The organism is Indolivaga alginatilytica, from assembly GCF_003201355.1.
GTDB lineage: Bacteria > Bacteroidota > Bacteroidia > Bacteroidales > Dysgonomonadaceae > Dysgonomonas_A > Dysgonomonas_A alginatilytica.
Genome location: NZ_QICL01000044.1, coordinates 1 through 20657 on the forward strand (window position 1 = coordinate 1; position 20657 = coordinate 20657).

23 protein-coding genes are annotated in these 20657 nt (G+C 31.2%); 13 read left to right on the forward strand and 10 right to left on the reverse strand.

Going from position 1 to position 20657, the window contains the following annotated elements; all coding sequences use genetic code 11:
- Positions 1–226: 226 nt before the first annotated feature.
- The 9 genes from CLV62_RS20000 to CLV62_RS20035 all read left to right on the forward strand — a co-directional run bounded on the left by CLV62_RS20000 (position 227) and on the right by CLV62_RS20035 (position 6191).
- Positions 227–679 carry a hypothetical protein gene (locus CLV62_RS20000; protein WP_110312542.1) on the forward strand — a complete coding sequence of 151 codons (453 nt, stop codon included), beginning with the start codon at positions 227–229 and terminating at the stop codon, positions 677–679.
- A 334-nt stretch (positions 680–1013) separates the two neighbouring features.
- Positions 1014–1472, forward strand: a complete 459-nt coding sequence (locus tag CLV62_RS20005) for a hypothetical protein (RefSeq protein WP_110312543.1) — start codon at positions 1014–1016, stop codon at positions 1470–1472.
- 298 nt (positions 1473–1770) lie between these two features.
- Complete coding sequence (locus tag CLV62_RS22215) at positions 1771–1893, forward strand: hypothetical protein (protein WP_262509970.1); 123 nt, start codon at positions 1771–1773, stop codon at positions 1891–1893.
- Positions 1894–1914: 21 nt separating this feature from the next.
- A complete protein-coding gene (locus CLV62_RS20010) occupies positions 1915–2490 on the forward strand; it encodes a hypothetical protein (protein WP_110312544.1) in 576 nt (191 codons plus the stop codon).
- A 7-nt stretch (positions 2491–2497) separates the two neighbouring features.
- The gene (locus CLV62_RS20015; protein ID WP_110312545.1) at positions 2498–3145 is read left to right on the forward strand and encodes an RNA polymerase sigma factor; all 648 of its coding nucleotides are present in this window, start codon (positions 2498–2500) and stop codon (positions 3143–3145) included.
- A gap of 2 nt (positions 3146–3147) precedes the next feature.
- Positions 3148–3435 carry a hypothetical protein gene (locus tag CLV62_RS20020; protein WP_110312546.1) on the forward strand — a complete coding sequence of 96 codons (288 nt, stop codon included), beginning with the start codon at positions 3148–3150 and terminating at the stop codon, positions 3433–3435.
- 42 nt (positions 3436–3477) lie between these two features.
- On the forward strand, positions 3478–3903 hold the full coding sequence (locus CLV62_RS20025; protein ID WP_110312547.1) for a hypothetical protein: 426 nt from the start codon (positions 3478–3480) through the stop codon (positions 3901–3903).
- Between the two features lie 447 nt (positions 3904–4350).
- On the forward strand, positions 4351–4794 hold the full coding sequence (locus CLV62_RS20030) for a hypothetical protein (protein ID WP_110312548.1): 444 nt from the start codon (positions 4351–4353) through the stop codon (positions 4792–4794).
- Positions 4794–6191 carry a terminase large subunit domain-containing protein gene (locus tag CLV62_RS20035; protein ID WP_110312549.1) on the forward strand — a complete coding sequence of 466 codons (1398 nt, stop codon included), beginning with the start codon at positions 4794–4796 and terminating at the stop codon, positions 6189–6191. The genes CLV62_RS20030 and CLV62_RS20035 overlap by 1 nt, the downstream gene beginning before the upstream one ends.
- A gap of 710 nt (positions 6192–6901) precedes the next feature.
- On the opposite strand, the gene CLV62_RS20040 is transcribed toward CLV62_RS20035, so the two are convergent.
- From CLV62_RS20040 to CLV62_RS20080, 8 genes are all read right to left on the reverse strand, one after another.
- Positions 6902–8011, reverse strand: a complete 1110-nt coding sequence (locus CLV62_RS20040) for a type II toxin-antitoxin system HipA family toxin (RefSeq protein ID WP_110312550.1) — start codon at positions 8009–8011, stop codon at positions 6902–6904.
- Positions 7995–8324, reverse strand: a complete 330-nt coding sequence (locus CLV62_RS20045; RefSeq protein ID WP_110312551.1) for a helix-turn-helix domain-containing protein — start codon at positions 8322–8324, stop codon at positions 7995–7997. Before CLV62_RS20045 ends, CLV62_RS20040 begins: the two co-directional genes overlap by 17 nt.
- Before the next feature lie 289 nt (positions 8325–8613).
- Positions 8614–9240 (reverse strand): FAD-dependent thymidylate synthase, encoded by a 627-nt coding sequence (gene thyX / locus CLV62_RS20050; protein WP_110312552.1) that lies wholly within the window; start codon positions 9238–9240, stop codon positions 8614–8616.
- A 3-nt stretch (positions 9241–9243) separates the two neighbouring features.
- The gene (locus tag CLV62_RS20055; protein ID WP_110312553.1) at positions 9244–10266 is read right to left on the reverse strand and encodes a hypothetical protein; all 1023 of its coding nucleotides are present in this window, start codon (positions 10264–10266) and stop codon (positions 9244–9246) included.
- The gene (locus CLV62_RS20060) at positions 10244–12151 is read right to left on the reverse strand and encodes an ORC-CDC6 family AAA ATPase (protein ID WP_110312554.1); all 1908 of its coding nucleotides are present in this window, start codon (positions 12149–12151) and stop codon (positions 10244–10246) included. The genes CLV62_RS20055 and CLV62_RS20060 overlap by 23 nt, the downstream gene beginning before the upstream one ends.
- Positions 12148–13407, reverse strand: a complete 1260-nt coding sequence (locus CLV62_RS20065) for a metallophosphoesterase family protein (RefSeq protein ID WP_110312555.1) — start codon at positions 13405–13407, stop codon at positions 12148–12150. The genes CLV62_RS20060 and CLV62_RS20065 overlap by 4 nt, the downstream gene beginning before the upstream one ends.
- A 3-nt stretch (positions 13408–13410) precedes the next feature.
- Positions 13411–14799 (reverse strand): radical SAM protein, encoded by a 1389-nt coding sequence (locus tag CLV62_RS20070; RefSeq protein ID WP_110312556.1) that lies wholly within the window; start codon positions 14797–14799, stop codon positions 13411–13413.
- Between the two features lie 332 nt (positions 14800–15131).
- The gene (locus CLV62_RS20080; RefSeq protein ID WP_245904150.1) at positions 15132–15323 is read right to left on the reverse strand and encodes a DUF3876 domain-containing protein; all 192 of its coding nucleotides are present in this window, start codon (positions 15321–15323) and stop codon (positions 15132–15134) included.
- A 145-nt stretch (positions 15324–15468) separates the two neighbouring features.
- Between CLV62_RS20080 and CLV62_RS20085 the strand changes: the two genes are divergently transcribed.
- The 3 genes from CLV62_RS20085 to CLV62_RS20095 all read left to right on the forward strand — a co-directional run bounded on the left by CLV62_RS20085 (position 15469) and on the right by CLV62_RS20095 (position 18053).
- A complete protein-coding gene (locus CLV62_RS20085) occupies positions 15469–15804 on the forward strand; it encodes a helix-turn-helix domain-containing protein (protein WP_110312559.1) in 336 nt (111 codons plus the stop codon).
- Positions 15782–16072, forward strand: a complete 291-nt coding sequence (locus tag CLV62_RS20090; RefSeq protein WP_110312560.1) for a helix-turn-helix domain-containing protein — start codon at positions 15782–15784, stop codon at positions 16070–16072. The genes CLV62_RS20085 and CLV62_RS20090 overlap by 23 nt, the downstream gene beginning before the upstream one ends.
- Positions 16073–16862: 790 nt before the next feature.
- Positions 16863–18053: a site-specific integrase gene (locus tag CLV62_RS20095; protein ID WP_110312561.1), complete on the forward strand. Its 1191-nt coding sequence runs from the start codon at positions 16863–16865 to the stop codon at positions 18051–18053.
- Between the two features lie 290 nt (positions 18054–18343).
- Here the strand turns inward: CLV62_RS20095 and CLV62_RS20100 are convergent, their stop codons facing one another.
- A complete protein-coding gene (locus tag CLV62_RS20100) occupies positions 18344–19231 on the reverse strand; it encodes a HEPN domain-containing protein (protein ID WP_110312562.1) in 888 nt (295 codons plus the stop codon).
- 274 nt (positions 19232–19505) lie between these two features.
- Here CLV62_RS20100 and CLV62_RS20105 point away from each other — a divergent pair, with 274 nt between their 5' ends.
- On the forward strand, positions 19506–19913 hold the full coding sequence (locus CLV62_RS20105) for a hypothetical protein (protein WP_110312563.1): 408 nt from the start codon (positions 19506–19508) through the stop codon (positions 19911–19913).
- A gap of 258 nt (positions 19914–20171) precedes the next feature.
- Here CLV62_RS20105 and CLV62_RS20110 read toward each other — a convergent pair whose 3' ends face one another.
- The gene (locus CLV62_RS20110) at positions 20172–20651 is read right to left on the reverse strand and encodes an LPP20 family lipoprotein (RefSeq protein ID WP_110312564.1); all 480 of its coding nucleotides are present in this window, start codon (positions 20649–20651) and stop codon (positions 20172–20174) included.
- Positions 20652–20657 lie beyond the last annotated feature (6 nt).

A 20657-nucleotide genomic window follows, 5' to 3' on the forward strand; every position in this document is an offset into this window, starting at 1 on the left:
CAGAAAGTCAGATCAACATCCGGACTACTAGTACATACGATGGGTAAAATTGCAATCGCATTTATTTATCTAATTTTTTAAATACTGATTCGCATGATTAGAAGAAATTCAAATTGAAGAAAAAATAGAGAAAGTAAAATATGCTGCTGCATCAACAATAGCACAAGAAGATAAGGTAACATATAGTATCCCATCATTAGGGGAATTTTCTGATTTAGGTGATGATTTGGATGATTTATTTTCATCTAATGTGAGTGAGGAAGTTGATACCGTAGAAGAAGTAACCAATACACACGAAGTTGTACCAACTTCAATTGAAGAAGATACTGAAAATAAAGAAGAAATGATTGAACAACAAGAAGTTAAAGATACATATATGGAATTATTATTTGATGAAGATTTAACCCCCGAAGAAGTGATTGTAAAAATACAATTGAAAGAAAACCAACATATTAAATTGATTGAGAATAGAGTGCTAAACGGCTATGTACGAGCGATTAATGGAGATAAGAACTTAATCTATTATATTACTGAAGCTAACAAGTCTATTGATGCTATCAATAAAATAAGTAAAGAAGATGAAAATTATTCAAGCTTATTTAATACTGCTAACCTTTTTATCAACATTTTCAATAATGATTTTAAATTATATAAAATACTTATACCAACAATAATATAATATATACAAGGGCGTACCATGTACGCCCCAATAATAAACAAAAACACAAACTAATAATGAAACGAATAAATAAAATAGTAATAGTACTAGCGATACTAACACTAGGCATTACAACGGACATCGTTGTAATGCAACCGATGAAAGACACTCAAAAGCCGTTAATACATCAATCTAAGACCTTAATAGGCGATGGTAGTAGTGTTAACCACTAACAATAAACAGTTCTTATATCTGACTGCTAAATAGATATTGTAATATTTTTTAATTTTTTGAAAATGCCTTGCTTGTGATAAGTAGGGTATTTTTTATAACTTTGCAATTCAAAAAATAATATATGAAAAGTATAATTACAATTATTTTATTTTTTTCTTGTTTGGTTCTTCAAGCACAAGAAAAATGGATAACAGTTATTGAAAATAAAGTAAATAGTCAGATGTTAGCTCAATTAGATGTAAATTCAATTCGATATGAGGATGGTTTTTTACATTTTAACTCTAAAACAACATATAAAGGTTTAACAAAAAAACAATTCATTTTAGGTCAAAAAGCCTTAAACGATAAACACAATAGAAAAGTTGATTTAAGTAAATTTAGTTACACGATTGAAAAAGTTTTATATAGCATTAATAATAAACGATATAAAGAAACCTCAATAATTTATTATGATGAAAATAATAATATTATAGATGAAGTAATAAATGATAGTATGGTAGCAAAAGATTGGTTTACCCCTGCTAAAGGCTCTATCATTGAAAAAGTAATTAACGCTGCAATAGAAAATTTAGAGCTGTAAATTGATAACAATATATGAATGAAGCACCCTAATAAGGTGCTTTTTTTATGTCGATATAATCAACAAGTAAAATGTTGTAACCTTCTATTAATGTTGGTTACAACATTTTTTATTTTAACTATTTACATTCTTAACTATTCCAATATATTTTAAATATGAAAATAAAATGAAAAATAATTCATCCAAAAGTGAATTATTGGAAACGAGTTCATATTTATATATATAAGCAATTTATTAATGAATATAATAATAATAACAGAAAAACAGTATGAGTATTTCAAATATAAAATACTGATAGATGCATTGGAAGAATTATTTGAAGAAGAAAAAACACCCTGTAATAATTGTCAGGGGCAAGGTTGCACAGTATGTAACGGATTTGGGTATTGGTAATAATACCATTACCACAGAAGAAAAATAAAAAGGAAAATTAAAAAATGAAGTGGAACAATTTAAACAAAAACAAAATGAAATAGATGAAAAATTAAAATCTTTCAAACTTACAACAAAAGAAAAAATAAAGGTACAGGAATATATAAGTCGGTCTATTGTTGTCAATTATTTTTTTGTACCATTCGGAACAGCCAAAGAAAATATAATATACACAGATTTGGACAATGACTATTACGACATCGGTATAACAACAACACATTCTTCAATTGAATTGAAAGAGAGGACACAGACATACCAAGACTTTATTATTGAAGAAAAAAAATTACAAAATTTATTATTCCAATGGAAACCGTTTTACGTCTGTTATGCCTTAGATAGTAATAAAGTATATATATACGACCTCAGAAATATTGACCTCGATTCAATGCCCATTGAAATTTTAAAATGCAATAAAAACACAACTGAATCAATTACAAATAAGGAAGATAAAAAAGTAAGATACTTGGATACTAAACTCGCTAAGGTATATACAGTTAACAATATCAATAAATTTATTGATATCAAACACCAATATATCAATCGCTTAACCGAAGAAACTATAAATAAAAAAATACTGAAAAAATAAAGGTACAATGACACACAACAAGACAAGGTATAATTATGGTGGTTGCGGTCGTGATGGACAAGGTAATAAAGGAAAGAAATACTTCAATTATAGCGAAGAAATAATTGCCACCCCCGAAGCACTAACAAGATGTGATGAATTTAAAGAATGGTTCTCTACTAATTTTGAGAATTTGAAAATCAATCTAATAAACAAAGGTAAGTATGATCATGACGTAATGGTTGATACATTTTTAAAGATTCATAGATTTTTAGAATATGGTGGTGTTATAGAGAATTACCATTACTATTTTAACACTGCTTACTTCACTAATGAATTTTTGCAAACAATAAAAATAACAAAAGAGAATAATAAAAATATTCCAATTGATGATTTTGAAATAGTTGATAATGAAGATAGTGAAGAACACTATGCTGTTAAAGATGAATTGATAAATGAAATTGGTGAATGGTTAAATAATAATATTGATAATGAAATAGATAGAGAAATTTTTATCATATACATCAATACAAGAAGGGATTCCAAATTTAAAATGACCTATAAGAAGCTCAGTACAATTACAGGTGTACCCATCGCCACAATAAGTGAAGTTATCAGCCGAATAAAAAAACAATTAAAAGAAGAATTTAAAATAAAAAGATTAAAAACATTATAAATATGCATACATTAATACTATTACTAACATTAATAGCAGTCAACATAATAGGCTGTTTTATCGGTTGGCTAGCAACAGAGTCGAAATATAGAATAGTTGAATACATCCCAATGCTAAATTTTAAACCATTCAACTGTAAGCCCTGTTTTACATTCCATACCATCTGGATTATACAAGTAGACATAGCTATTATAATAGGAAGTTGGGCATATGGTATTGTAGGTATTATAATTGCCTTTATAACATTCTTTTGCCTTTGGTTTATAAATAAAAATGAAGTACAACCATAATTATCAATATTTCAACAATAATAAGATAAAAACATACATAAAATGAATAATATAAATTTAAGCGAAATCAAAGAATTAATAATAAAAACAGAAAGAACTAAAATATATAGTATGTCAGCTATTACAGACACATACAATACTATTTTTAACAAAAATGAAAAACAAACTTCTTGCGGGTCTTGTCTTCGCAACCTATTTATTAAAATCAAAAATTGGTACAATAAAGAAATTGAAATAAAAGAGAATGAAGTTACAATAGTTGAAGAACCTATTGTAGAAGCTTCGCCCATCCTAATGGATAATGCTAATATTGAGCCTCTTACATTAGAAGTTGCACGTAAAGAAATTACTATTATTAATGAAGCTTTAGAAGATGGTATAATTGAACCTGCTTCACCTGAAGCAGAATTATCAAATGATAGACTAGTGGATGTAATTAAAGAAAAAAAGAAACGAAAAAGTAAATAATTTTTAATGATACATTGTTTTGATGGGTGGTAACTATGTTGTTATCACCCTTTTTTGTCTAAATAATTGATTTTATTGTATAGATATTTTGTATACCACATTTTTAAGTTGAAAGCCTTTGTTGATAGGGTGTTCAGAATAATATAAAGAGTTGGAAAATCTTGCTTTTCGCACCTGTAAACACTTTCACAGATTTTCAGTTTCATTTACGACCATTTTTCAGCAATCACATTTGCATTTTTCGTCTCACAAAATCCTGACAAACTGACACAACAATTTAAATATTAAACATTTAAATGCAGCCTATTTATAATATAAATTACAATTATTCATATTAACAAATTGATATATAGATATTTAAATACTATTAGGTTGCAATACCATTAGTTCTAATACCCAATAAACTATACTAATCACCCATATTATCAATAGTATAAAAATAATACTATGGGAAGTAAAAGTATTTCAAATAAAACTGAAACGAATAAACGAATATATGAAATATATAAGGATTTAATAAGTATGATGACTGTTGCAGATATAGTAAAAAAATATTCTGCTGAATTTGGTGTATCTGAAAGCACCATTAGAAAATTTTATTTACCTAAAGCTTTTGAATTGGCTGATGAGAGTATAAACAAATCAGCACAAAAGATATTGAGTAAACAGATTGCAACCATTACTAAAATTGGTTCGGATGCTTTACAGAATGGTAAATATAGGGAAGCATTACAAGCAACAGACCAATTAAATAAACTTTCAAATTTATATACTGAAAAAATAGAATTAGAAACAAAAGGCAATATTATCAACTTACAATTTGCAGGTTTTAATATTGTTGATGAAGATGGTGAAACACCTGATAATGCAGAAGATGATTATGGTTTTTAATGGCAGGTCGAAAAGCACATACGATATATGACCTACATAGGAAGAAAAAAGAAGAAGATATTAAACAACAAAACAATCAGCCTGTTGTACAGTTATACCACCCACACCAAGGTCAACAAGAAATACATAAATACATTTGTAACCCCAACCAAAAAGAGGTTTCAAAGACTATTTTTCTGTGTTGCAGCAGAAGATGGGGTAAATCTTACTTTGCCTTAAATCAAGCTCTATATGATGCTTTGAATGTACCCAATAATAAGATTGGATTTCTTACACCAACATATAAATTAGCGTCTGAATTATTCAATCTATTATATGCAGCATTGGGTGATTCATTCCCATACTATTTAAGTAAAGCAAAGGGTGCTAATAGTAGTAGCTTAAAGTTCAGATTTAATAATGGTTCATCTATCGAGTTTCATAGCTTCATATCTCAACCTGAAAATTTAAGGGGTTTAACCTTCACTGAATTATATATTGATGAGTTTTGTTTGATGGATAAAGATGTGTATGATGCAATTGTTAGACCTATTACGTTGACCTGTACACGTGTAGTTATGATGAGTACACCACGTGGCAAATCACATTTTAGTCATAAGATTTATTTATGGGGTTTAAAATCTGAATATAAAAATTACAAATCATTTCACTTTGATATATATTCAAATCCATTAATACCTAAATCAGAAGTTGAATTAATCAAAGAATCAATACCCGAACTTATATTCAGACAAGAAATATTAGCAGAGTGGATTGAGGACGATTTAACAGCCTTATTTAAGAATGTAGATGAAGTTACTGTCAACATAGATAATCTACCTGTAAAGCGAATGTATGCAGGTTTTGATGTGGGTTTGGTGGACAGTTCGGTACTATCAATTAGTGATGAAGATAATAATGTTAAGTACATATATAGATTTAATAATACAACTCATCAAGACCAAACATATGAATTAATAGTAGAACAAGTTATACAGAAACTTAAATATCATAATGTGGTGTCTTGCATTGTTGAACTCAATGGTGTTGGTAAACCTGTATTTGATATGCTGAAATCATCAGCACAAAGAAATGGGTGTAGAACTCAATTGATAGATTGGTTTCAAAAAAATAAGAATAAGAATAAAAATAATATAATAGAACATTTGATAATTCTGTTTCAGAATAAACAAATAAAAATATCTAATGACATTGAATGCTTAGACCAATTGCGGTTAGAACTTAAAAACTTTGGTATGGAGTTCAATCCCAAAACAAGAACAATTAGATATTGTGCCAAACGTGGACACGATGATATTATAATGTCACTTGCTATGTGTATGGAAGCAGTAAAACAAAAATCATCTAATACACTTTCATATTCGGTTATTAATATGCCTAATAGGAATAGATATTAAAATAAGGACTAAACAAGGACTATTTTAAATGCAGCCTATTTTTGACGAATGCAGCCACATTGATTTTCAGATAGTTATATTGTATTTTACTTTATGCAGCCGTTTTATTGCAAATGCAGCCTTATAAATTTGCAGGTTATTTCTATTATAACTATCTTTATATCATACAATTAAATAGTTCTTTTATTTATTTCATTAGTTATAACCGTTGCGATTTTAAATTAAGTGGGTGTAAATCGGCTGCATCACTCCCAATTTTAGAAAACCGTTGAACTGTGAGGTTTCAGGGGTGAGAATATTTAATAATCAATTGATAATCAACGCTTATTTAAATATCAACACATAAAAAAAGCAACCAATTGGTTGCTTAATTATTGTGTAATATTTAACTTAAAACAGTTAAAAGGCGGAGAGAGAGGGAACATGTACCCTATCCTATACCGCTATAAATGAATGCTTTAAAATTCTGAAATTTTGACTGTCCCCGAATTCGTCGGTGCGTGTTTCTGCAAAACTAGCTGAACATCATACTGTTACAAAAATATGTAAAATTATCTACACTGCAAATATTTTATTAAACTATTTTTCAGTGAGTTATAATAAATAATTCGTAAAGCACTCCTTTTTTTCGGAGGGAACTGTATTTTGGAGTTTCCATTTAGGGCTTCTTTTAATGAAAAACAGAAGTAAACTGTACCTATTACTTAGACTCAAAATCGTCTAAATCTTTGAGACAAAATACCCTCACACTTACCGGTTATAAAATCGATTATTTCCATTCCTTTTTTACGAGGGATACGGATATTTTCACCTACAACCAACATGTCTTCAATTGTAGGATTACCATTGTTGTTTACTGAGGTAGCATGTTCTCCATTGTATCCTTCTCTGCTAAGAGTCAAATCGTATGCCGGGGATAAAGACCAGTTACTATTGCGGTAAATGAAACTAAAATTTTTAGCATGATCGTCCTTGTTGTCTGTTAGAATATTAAAAACCATTCGACGAAACATTTCATCGACCTGTGCAGGATTTTGAGTGAGAAATCCTGTTAAATGAAGCAATGTCTTGTAATCGAGTTTTGGGTTATGGATGGATTCGCTGAGTAATGCTCCTGCTGTAGCAATATGTAAGCGGCTATCGTTATCAATATCGAAACGTTTACTGGCAAAATATTTGCCTTGCAAAAGCTTAAAGTCCGATACTTCGATACCGCATGAACGGGCAGTTTCATTATATAGAAATTCCATTTGTCCCATATCTATGGGATCATAAGTATGCCTAAATTTTACCAGCCAGGCACCTTCTTCGTCGCGGTATAAACATTTTGGGCGGCAACCTCCTGAGTTACCACTATTAAAATAGAGTAGATCTGCTCCGGTATCTGTTTTTTCGGAAAGAACATCCAGTGCCAATTGCTGTAAATAATCTAACTCGGGTAAAGCTTTTTCTTTTCCGACAAATGATTCTGGAAGATAAGATAAAGCTCCCATTCCCGAAGTTCCGACAATACTTAATCGTTGAATAGGGGTAAGAGTACTGTCGTCTATTCCTTGTTTTCTTAGTAAGCGATTGAGTAAATAGCGTCCATAGCCATCAGGCAAACTATCTTCAAATATGCCGAAGTTGCCCCAAAAGGGTTCAGGCTTAGCGATAAACAAATCCGATTTTAATGGCAATTCTATAGGCGAAATCGAAAAACCGGACAAAAGCCAACCCTTGTCGTACTGAAATGCACACAGACGATTATCGGGAGTCATTATCAATTCGCCGACCTTTTGGTCACAGTATTGGATGGATAATTTATTTACCTGTTTCATTACGGCTCCCTCTTTTTCGTTCTTTATTTTTATTGATCATCTCAAGTTCTTCCATTGTATCGTAAAGTGGTTGAGAAAGTAATTCTTTTATTTCTTTTGTGTAACCGAGTGCTTTAGCCAAGGCTATATAAGAGGTTAAGGAAATTACAAATTTTTGCTCAAACTTGGCTATCGTTGGAGCAGGAATTCCACTTATCTCCGAAAGAGTGTTCCGCGAGAACCCTTTTTCTAAACGTCGTTTTTGAAGATTTTGTGCTAGAATCTTCTGAATATCGGATATTGTATCAATATCGAAGTTATACAGTAAAGGCATACTATTATATCTATTAATAATAAATATAAAGATAACAAATATAATGATGTCTATTATAAATAAAATTATTTTTACACAATAAATGATGTTTGACTTCAATTCCAAAGAAAATGCTCTTGATTCTTTCGGGAGTGACGTTTTTTTTCGCTTTCTTGTAGGTCACGGTAAATTTTGGTCATCGTGGTTTTAATGCTTTCGAGAATAGCATTTACTTCCTGCACTTCGCTTGCCCTACCAATGGCTTTCCCTGCCTTGACGTCCGCATCTGATTCTTTTTGATTACAATGTGTTAATCGATAATTATTGTTGAGAATATTGCAGGTAGTCTCTTTTGGAACTCTTTTAGAAGAGGTATTGCTATTTCTCTCATTTGAGGATGAGCTCCCTTTGATGTCCTTAAATCAAAAAAATGTAACCACTCTCTCAAATTCATAGTCATTACTATTTCTGTTTTCAAAGAATTTGGTAATACACTTCTTGCTTCTTGAGCTGTTGCTCCTAAAGAGATTAATTGGTTATACACATATTCAATACTTCTCATTGCTTCAGCCCATATTTTATATTTTTCATCTTCCTCATTCCAAAAACAAGGATCAATTACCGTTATTTCATTTCCAAATTTGCCTTTGGAATAATTACAATATCTAGTTGATTCTTGTGTGTAACTTGCTAATCTGTGACGTACAATCTCATGTGATATCCCTCTGTCACAAATAATACGAACAGTCACAAAAGTATGTTCAATGACCGATAGATGCCCTCTGTTTATAATCATTTTCACAAAATTGAGAGCAGAGTCTTCTGTTATTTTATCTTCACTCTTGTAAGCTGTTCTACCCGCCTTTTCTATATGTTTTAAGAACTCATCATTATCTATTAAAGATTCAATGATAAATGTAGGTTTAATTACTTTCATAATTTATTTAATTTTATAAAGCCACATATATTTTCCTCTCTTAATTTCCTTCAAAAAATATTTTTGAGGAACTTGATACATAATTGATATTTCAGAATTAACATATCCAAATAATCCAGCTCCTAATGCATGAGTTTTAGGACCTAATGGTACAATACAAAGGTTCATTTCTCCTTTTATATTAATATAAATATTATTAATTATTTTGTAGATCTCAATTATATTACCAACATCACTGAATATAAGATCATCATTTTTTAGCCCTACCTCTTTTAAAAAGCATTCATTGTTCTTTAATGCCATCTCTTTATAATTATGAGCATATCCAGGATCAGCTACAATTGCGACGCAAGAAATAGGTTCGCATTTTTTTAAAATACTCAGACTTCGATCTCCCTCAAAACCAAGTAAAAAAATATATTTCCATGGCTTTGAAAAATCAGGTTGTCCTGCAAAATATGGTATATAAATATCTTTTGAAATACCTTTTGAAAAATGCATATGAACCTCCGTATCTATAGATTGATAATTCCCAGACACATTAAGTATATGCAAGTCAGGAGAGGGATAAATTTGTTTGAAAACTTTAAGTAGAGATATTAAATAAATATTTGGTATGCCTGTAATATCTATAAACCACTTAGCTCCATTAAAGATAGCATCCTCAGGAATTAGAGCTAAAATATCAGTAATATTTCTTTTATAATCGAAAATGTCAAATTTATTTTCAGAATATTCAGGTTCAATAATATTATCAGCCTTTATCAGTAAACGAAGATTTTCTTTATTTTTGTTGTAATTTGTGTCTTTAACTGGTTTGTCTGATTGGAAATTAATTAAAACAGCATTGTTTATTTGTTTTGCATTAAATAATTTTGCGTATTCAAGAGATCTAGAATCATATGAATTGAAAATAAGTGCAAAATCAAAATTATCTTCTATCATAGCACTTTCTGTTCGATATGAGGAGATATTCATTCCCAAAAAGCTCTCTTCTTCAATCTTAGTCCATTTCTTCTGCATCATCAAATATTGTTAACTGATTTTTTTCTATACCGATTCTTTTACTGAATATTGTCTCTATCGCTTCTTTGGCTTCTTGATCTGTACCCATTATTAGATCTGAGAACTCACGAGAACTCACGGAATGAGGATAATAGAAAGGACTTCTATATGGTAAGTTAAAATGAGGGGATAATATTGGATGCAAACCAATAAGATAATCATCTTTATCTTCGTGTTTTATAAAAGCCTCAAATAAGACAATCGACTCAATAATATCTTCAATATTATCTGATTGTTCGGATCTTTTTATTCTCAAGGATAAGCACTCAGTTGTTTTTTTTAGTGAGTCTTTCGATATGAAAAGTTTAAAAAGGGTAGACAACCTGACACATATTGTACGACAAGTAGTCTCCGAGCCTTCCTTTAATGATCGATCATCAACACCTAAAAAAACATGCTCAGCTGTTTTTCGTATAGCTTTGTTTTGCAAATCATTGTCTAGTTGCCTTGTTATTTCATCATTTTCAATTAAATTTTCTATATCCTCCCAAAGAAGTTCACAAATTTTCAAAAAATTTCTTACACTTCCACAAATCAGGTGCTTTATAATGTCCAAACTAGAGTAAGTAAATCCTTTTCCACCTAGATTATAGTGATCAATTATTGTAAAAATAGCTGTTTGTCTAAATTTATTGTAAATAGAGCTGTCTCTTTGTCTCTTTTCTAATTTATTTAAAGATGATTTTTCTTTTATTGGCTGCCTTATATTTTCATTATCTAACCAAAAATCGGTAAAATATTTTTCTCCGCTTTTTTGGTAACAATCAACAAGTTCTTGTACATCTGTTTTTTGACTAGTCGCTAATGTTTCTAAAAGGAGATTATTTAAATCAGGCGTTTTCCCAAATAGTTCTTCTAAATCTATATGAGAGATGTTTGAATATATACTTTTTACTCGGATATTAAAAATTTCTTCTAATAAAGGAGTAATATCCTTTTGTTTGGAAATTTTTGTGATGTCATTATCATAACCTAAATAGATGGTTGACAAATCCGAGTTGCCAATAATTCGACCATCTATACTACCTTTAGTTTCATATAAGCCAAACACACAAGATAGTTTTATAGATATCGGGTTTTCAACATTTAATAACATTGAATTTATGCATTGTAATTGCCATTTAGTTAATCTATTCACATCATCAATTAATGGAAAAAAAAGGATATCTTTAAAAGATGAAAAATGCTTTTGAATTAATTTGCAAATTTCGACAATTAGACTGCAATTGTCATGAATACATATTTCGTTTTTTATTTCGTTAAATGAATCTTCATATATTATTGAATGTCTAATTGAGTTATGGATATCTGAAAAAAGAATTTTCAAAGAAGTTAAGGAGTAGTCAAATAGTATCGGTCTATTTTTAATTAATGGAAAAGCTTTGTCAAGAACAGTATTGATAAACAAATATTCTTCTGATAATTCTTCTTTATATTTGTCATCACTTAAAATTATTTTCAGTACAGCTTCAATAAACTTTTCAGCGAAAAAAAAGTTTAGATATGTTGTATATAAATACTGAGCATTCTTTTGGGTATTAATATTTGCCCAATTTTGCCAAGTAGACTTATCTTGATTTTCACATTTATAAATTACTCCAATAAAGTTGGGATTTGAGTATATATTTTCTAATTCTTTACAAGGTCTTATGGGCGAATCCTTTCTCCAAACAAACTCATAATTGTATGCTGTCAGTATCGATGTCTTTCCTGAGCCTCGATGCCCCTCAAATAAATAATTACTATTTGAGAACCATTTAATTGAATCTTCGTAATTCAAAATTATTACGGAATCTTTTTCACGTTCTCTTCGATTATCACTAAAAGGATTAATTCTATTATTCATAAATCTCTTGTATAAGTCCACTCTTTATAATCTGAAGAATTATTACGCCCAATCTTTATCATTTTAGGCGACATAAACAATATTTTTTGAGCTAAGTCATCGTCGTCTCCATTATACAAGAGTAACTCCTTAACCTTCTCGAATCGATAACTCCTGTTTTTTATTAGAGAATTCCATTGAAGATCTAAATCTATGTTATCTTGCATATTACAAATCGAAAACATATTCTTTATTTTGAAACTAGCACCATTACGATATATTTCTGATATATCTGTTTTTATATGTCTTTCATCGTCAGAGAAGACAAATTCTAGAATAGAAGCTTTACTACTTGGAGAACCATTTAAAGCTGCACTACCTATAATGGAAACATAATTATTTCCCTGGTTACTAGGAAGATATGAGGTTAGAAATGATTCGAAATGAGTATGCCCATGTAAAATGAAAACTTTCTTCCCAGTATCTAAAAGAGAATTTAACAACCTACCTCCATCAATTAAATTTGCATATGGCCTTATTTCTATGCAATTTGTTGGTATTGGATTATGATGCATAAGCAATATACATGCATCTTTTACATCTGATTTACTTACTATATTGCAAATGCTTGTATTTTGATCATCACCAATGGCGGGAATATCAAGATCTTTCTGGTATGCATATTTTGAATCAACCTCCATAGAGCTTGAATCTTCTTTAAAACTAACTAAATCAAGTTGTTTTTGGAAGTAATCCTTATCGTATTCAAATATTTTTTCTGTTGCTCCGATACAAGAATTAGTTGAAAGTATTTTTATCCCATTTGAAACATTGATTTCCAAAACTGTATTGATCGAAATATTATTTATTCCATGCTTATTACAGACGAAAAGCAAATCTTCAAATTCATTAGACTCATTATTCCTGTCGGCATCGTGGTTGCCAGGTGACAAAATCAATTTATCAATCCCTAATCCAATTGAATCACATAATTGTCTCAGAAATAAGATCCCCTCCTCTAATAGGTTTATTCTTTCATCTTTTGTCATTTTGCCTGCCTGAATTAAATCACCAGTAAAGCATATGTAGTCAATTGATTTTCCTCTGTTAATCCAATTCTGATGAAGAGCGTCTTGAAAAAATTTGACCCAACGACTAGAAAATTGCTGTTTAAATTTATCACTGACATTATTATCCTTTATATCAGCCCCAATGTCGTGATCATAAATCAATCCAAAGTGAAGATCTGTAATATGTAATATACTTAAAAAATTCATTAGCTATTCATTTATGTAATGTTCTAAGAATCTTAGTAATTTGGGATCTAAAATGTTATTAACATCTATTTTCCGTTTGCCTGCTGAAATAGCTTGATGTATGAGTACTTTCTCTTCTGTATTAAACTGTCTATACTCTTCACTCCATTTGCCAATGTTATCTTTATTCTCTTTTCTATATATTATATAATTTTCAGGGAGATGTAAGATGTTTAAGAATGCATTCTCATTTTCGCCAAATGCCACATTGAAAAAATCAGGGTTAACAGGAACAATTCCATGAGTACTATTTAAAATGCATTGTACCCCTCTAATCATCCTTTTAGTCCAATTCCCTCCAATATATTTTCTATCTATTTGCTCATTAGGCACATATTTCATAGGGAAAGAAAATATTCTACAATTATGTTTCTTATTAATATCTATCGAAATTTTTAGTCTCTGATAAAAATCTTCTGGAGTGTCATTATAATTATATAAAACATAAACTGCAATATTCTTAATCCCACTATTTACTACTTTCTCAATTCTGTCCTTAAATAGTTCTTTTAATGAAATATCATCAAATGCAAAACGGACAGGGTTAATTGAGATTGTATTCAATAAATTGATTTTATTTTCGTCTAGTAATCTTAAATCTAAACCTTGATTGAAATCACAATACCTCCTTTTTTTACCAAACTTAGCTCCTTGATTGAACCCTAAACTAGACAATTCTATTACAATTTCATCAAGTTTCTTAGATAGCAATGTATTATCATCAAAAAATAAGATATTCCTTTTCTCGCCATAGTTCTTTTTTATATAGTTTACGATAGGAGATATGGGAAGCTTACTGTTATAACTATTATGTATTTTTCTTACATCACAAAAGCTGCAATTTCGATTACATCCTTTAGTTGCCCTTAATAGATAGTTCTCTTCAAGTACTTTGCTAAATGGTAAGTCTTGTCCTTCAAAAAGAGAATAATCTGGAGGAAGAGCATCAATTCCATAGCTTCTAACATCTTCTAAAATATTATTTAGAATTGGATCTTTTTCTATTAATTGAAGTATATTCTCAATGTCTCCTTTGAGAGAACCTACATGTACTTTTAATTGAAATTCCTTTTCATACAGTTCTGGGTTAATTGAAGCATGAATCCCTCCAACTAAAATTTGAGCATCATAATTATTTTCATAGTATTTAATCAATTCTTTAGTCTTCTTCCAATGGAAACTAAAACGTGTTGCAATATAAATTTTGGAGTAGTAATTCTTTTCCTTCTTTTGTTTTTCCCTTGAATACTCAACATTATCACCATTTAGTTTATGAAATGTTGAAATCTTCATAAGACCTAAAGGTGGATATTTATCTCTATAATCAGCCTCAGTTAATAAAATATTCTTCATTGATAACATCAACCTAATTGATTGTAATTTATAGTGAAAAGCACACAAAGATATAATTTATTAACCATTTAAGTCGAAAACTATCAATCAAATGTTTAACATATATAAGCTTATTACCCTTCTTCTTTTATCTCTCCACTCTTGCAGACAGCGGATGCTAACAGAAAGCATCTGACTAACATCCCTATTTGTAAGATACCTTTCCCCATTCAGGGTAGAAGAACGATCTTTAAGAGCAAATCTTATTGATTCTAACATCTCATCCAAAACCGTGAAAAAAGAAATAACCTCCGCTGATTTTTTATCTAGTATATCCATTTTGGTAGAGTTTTTTAGTTACGCATATATTTTCCATATGATGATAGGATTAACTCATCCAGTATTGCATCATATTCAATACCAACTCTCTTTTGATTATAGATGTAATAACCATTCTCATCTTTTTGAATCTCATAAGTAGCAGGAGAAGCCTGTTTCGTAGTTTTCGATGCATGGATAAGACACTCAGGTAATAGTCTCTCCAAGAGGACATATGCGGACAAATGAGGACATATGGAGACAATCGGTTTACATTCAATTATTTAATTAAAAACATACTATATATTTGTTATGAATATTTCAAATAAGCTATGACGATAGCCTAATATTAATCAAGTAAATTTTTTATATATGGATAATAAAGTCATTTTAATTCAAGAAAAAGTCTTCGACGCCCTGCTCAGCCGGGTCGAAGCACTCAGCCAGGAAGTTGCCCAACTGCATAAAAAATACAAAAGCAAGCAGCTGGGAGAAAAACTAGATGGAAGACAGGTATGTGACATACTCAACATCAAAAACAGGACCCTCCAGACCTACCGGGACACCGGCAGAATCGGATTCTCTCAGATCGGCGACAAAATAACCTATCGCGTAAACGATGTGGACAAACTCCTCAAGGAAAATATGATTGTTAAAAGTAATAACCCTAAAACAAAAAAGAGTCATGGAAATAATGAACCAAAATGATCCCCGGATCAAACACGCATTCGATTCACTGGATATCACCTCGGGTAAGCTCGGAGAGCTCTTTGAAGATTACAGGCCTATACTAAACGGAGAACGTCACATAACAGATGAACATCTGCAAAAGCTCATACATGTCTGTGACCGGACATTACAAGACTACAGGAGCAACGGCTTGCTCCCTTATTTTAAGTTTACCAAGAAAGTTATGTACCGGGAATCGGATGTAGAAAAGATGCTTCAAAAAGCATATATTGAAGCCTGGAGATAGGCTCTCAAAACAGGCAATCCCGTCATCCTTAGCGGATATCGGGATTGTATATTTATAGATTATTCTGTCTGAAATTAAAATAGGAGTAGTGACAAAATATATCGAAAAGAAGTAATTTAATCACTGAACATCAGATTATTACCATCAAAAGAGGAGAATTAGAGCAATTGCGGCATTATTCAAATCCCAGGCAGATTTGAATTGCCAACCTCTCTTTCTTAAAGCAATTTATGGATATTTATTCATCAACCGAATAAATATCCATTTTCGTATTTTTCACCAACATTTTTCCGAAAATTCTTTCGATTTTAAAACAGCCACATTTTTACAAAAAAAATAAGTTTTTCAACAATCAAAAAACGATTGCAGTCATTTTCCCTAAATAGCACATAAACAACACCTATACAAGCGATTAAGATCACTGCACTAGGACTATACCATACATTTCTGCCTGGGACTACTTAAAGTATTGACTATCAATACGTCAGTTTCCGACAGATTTCGACAAAATAAGACAATAGACTATAAATTAATAATTTGTAGTCTATTTTTTTTGCTTAAAAACTACCCTCCCATTGACAAAGTCTGTCATAATATGCCATAGTCCGACAAGATTTTTTCGGTTAAAATATGGTTATTCCTATTTCCTGGAATTAGCTCATAATTGACCCTTCAAAACACTAATAAACAGAATTATAACCTGTCGTATTATGACTATAATTGACGTATTTTGTCAGTCTTGTTTTTTAGTCTTAACAAATAAATTTGTAAACAACTAAAAAGCAAAATTATGAGAAGTACATTTAAAGTTCTGTTCATTATCAGAGCAGGCAGATTAAACAAAGCAGGTAAGGCAACCTTAATGATCCGTATTACCATCGATAAGAAGTTTTCAGAGTTCAGTTCCAAATTAAGTGTCAGCCCGGAACATTGGGATGCAAAGATGGGGAGGATGAAAGGCAGAAGCGTAAGCTCATTAGAAGTCAATAAAGCAATTGATGTTATGCTGACACGGCTGAATAACCAATACCTGCTTATAATGGAAAAAGACGGTTACGTTACAGCCGAAAAACTACGGGATCATTTTTTAGGATTCGGTGAATCCAAAAATAACCTTTTAGTATTGTTTGATAAAAAGATTGAACAAAAGAGAGCCCTGGCCGGAAAATCCATCCAACAATCAGCCGTTGAAAAATATATATGTACAAAGGACAAAGTAAGAGGATTCATTCAGTCCTATTATCAAAAAACAGATCTACCCATTAAAGAAGTAGCATACGACTTTGTCACCAACTTCGATATTTACCTGCGATCCGTACACAACTGCGGGCATAATACCGTAGTCAGACATATGCGTTACCTCAAACAAGTAACCACCGATGCTCTTAAGTGTCGTCACATCCTTTACGATCCCTTTTACGACTTCGAACTCACCTCCAAAAAATCAGTTCCTAAATTCTTAACAGAGGACGAACTATTATGCATCCTCAATAAGAAATTCGAAAGCGAACTATTAAATCAAGTGCGTGACTTTTTTATCTTCTGCTGTTTTACCGGCTTAGCCTATATCGATGTATTTAGGTTAACTAGAAAAGATATCGTAGTCAATGGTAATGGAGAACAATTTATCATTAAGGACAGGCACAAGACAGGCAATGAATCTCATATCCCCTTGCTCGAAATACCTCAAATGATCTTAAAGAAGTATGAAGATACGGATTTACCCAACGGTCAGTTATTGCCGGTCAATGCCTGTCAGAATATGAATATCTACATCAAAGAAATCGCAGCCCTCTGCGGCATCAATAAGAACCTTTCCACCCATGTCGCAAGACATACGAATTGTCTTTATTCTCTAAAAATTAGAATGTTACATCTATTTCAAAGAGAGGGAGGTAACGATTTGGAAACGAGCAAACTTCCATATTATATCTCATTCTGCACAATAACAAAGAACGCTCAATATTTGATAAAGGAATAAAAATTTTCTGCCAAATGCAAATTAATTTATACTTTTATCATTGCTGAATTTGTTTTTATTTCTACCTGAAAAGTAAGATTATCTGTAACTATAATGTAGATATTTTCATAGAGCTTTTCTTTTAACCACCGATATACACCCCCCTATAAAACAAGAATAAACAAGACAAAGTTTTCGCCGTAAATACGCTGATCGAAAGATCAGGAAGATTTACGGCGAAACTCTTTAGAGCCTGACCTTGACGGTTTATTCTTGGTGTATTATTTTGTATAGCAGATGGATAAAAGGAACTAATATCTTATTCCGTCTCCCCCATACTCCCTAATCTTCGCCTCACAAATCCGTTTAGTAATATCCCTCAGCAACTCCACTTTAGGTAAAAGAGCATCAATATCCTCTTTTGTCACCAAGAACTTAGGATTATAGCGAGCCTCCACATAAGCATCCTTTAAAAGAGTAAACAGCCTCTTTTCCTCCGGCGTATCACGTGGAAACACCTTAGCCAGTTCATCCGAATGCCGTTTAACCGATGCCGAAAGTTTAGAGAGATTATGTTGCTTAGTATTTTTCAAGGTAAAAGACAAACGAATGGAATAATAATAATTTTCGGTTGCTTGATGAAGTAAAAATGAAGCCATAACATAATCTTCTCTACTCACTCCATATAAGGCTTGGTCTAAGAAACTGTTAGCTTTATTAAATTTTTGTTCAAAATACTCTTGAGCTTGTTGTTTTATCTCCTTAAAATTAAGTTTGCGTCTTCGTGCCAGTTTAAACCTGCCACTATCATACAACACAATCCCTTCCTGTTTCAACTGAGTATAAAAATACCGCCCTTCCTCCAACTGCCTGTTCAACGTCTTAATATCATCATTAATAAACTGTGCAGGCGTTTGCGATTCAGGATCTTTATAATACAAATCATCAATATTATCCAGTAAGTTTCCCACCTTCTTATCCGAAATACCACTTGTTACCACCAATATATCATAATCCGACATAAACGAAGTAGGAATACCGAACTCCACACGTTCGTCATACACTACATACTTACCTGTGGCGTAACTACCGTATAAGATAATAAATTCAGTCTGAGGCAAACGCTTCGTAATCTCACGCACAAGAAAATACAAATCCTCCTGTTTACGTTTTGGCAGATGCAATATAGATTTCTTCATAAGAAAGAATTTTGATACGAACAAAAATAGTTAATAATCGGCAAACAACCCTTTGCCTAAACCCTATAATTTTCAAAAGTATTCAAAAAGCACAAAAAGCAATATAATACTAAAAATAACCCCTATATTTGTGATAATAAACTCCGTACTGTGATTTTATGTACCCGACACCCCATTATGGGTATATGAGCCAAAGCACACAGACGAGCAAGAAGCTAAAAAATGAATAATCACAACGGCTTGCTACCCATAGCAGGCTAAAAAGCGGACGTTTATGAATCAAAAAAATAATAATTTCCGACATCTGGTCGAACACGCCTGTTCAACCCTCAGTCTGGCATATTTAGCAGTCAAAGAGAAATACAAGGACTGCCCCCTATGCCTTATCCAATACAAAGAAAAAGGCAATAGTTTAGATTATATGGAAGTCAGTTTCGATAACCAAAACGCCTCCCTGACCTTTATTATGAATAAAGAATATATATGCGTTTCTGCATCCATTCATTTTTACGATGTTAAAGATGAAACCCTGTTTATCATTTTCTTACGGGTATTTGCAAAATATTACACTTACAGAAAAAAATGCTGGATATTAAAAGACGGTTTCTATGTTAAGCTAAATGAAAATGAAGACTCAGGCACGCACTTCTGTTTCAGAAAAATAATAAATACAAGTAAATAAAATTGATTGAAAGAAACAGCAGTGCACTAAAAATAAGAATATACTGCTGTTTTTTCATTTGTTGATTTGAAAGATATAGGTGAAATTTGTGATGCTCTTGCTTTACTCTGTCTGTAAAATGCGATACAAAAAAGCTACGCCTTTAATGTACTTGCAGTTTGTCATTTATGCTTTTTATTTAAAGAGAGCTCGCTAACCTTTCTGATAAAAGAATCAAGTAATTGATTATTAAAATATTATACTTATTTCTCTTATCTTCTATATATTTTTGAAAGATGAAGTCTCATTTGTCAATCTCTCTATAATTTCATTTTTCACTTCTATACGAATATACGTCTTGTAGTTTCCCTCTTTAGTCTTTCTTACTTTTTCACATGTAATTCTTATATTCGATAAGGATTGATCTACTATCTGCCTAGTAGCTTCCTGACGCTTTTCCTCCAACTCTTCCGTTTTATTCTTTTCTTTTGAATCTTGAAACTTGTTGCTCATTAATCTTATACGAGTTTGAATCAGAGAAGCAAGACCTGCTTTGGCATCGCTTAATGCTTTTTGCTTCGAATACATCTGATCAATACTTTCTCCTACGGCACTGAAACATATTGTTTGTGTACTCTCTTGAGAACTATCGCAAATACATGGAGTATCAATATCTGCCTCGGAATAAACTGTTTGGGTTTTGCACGAACTCGCCCCAATTAATAATAACAGGAATGATATTAGAATTAGATTTCTCATTTTATA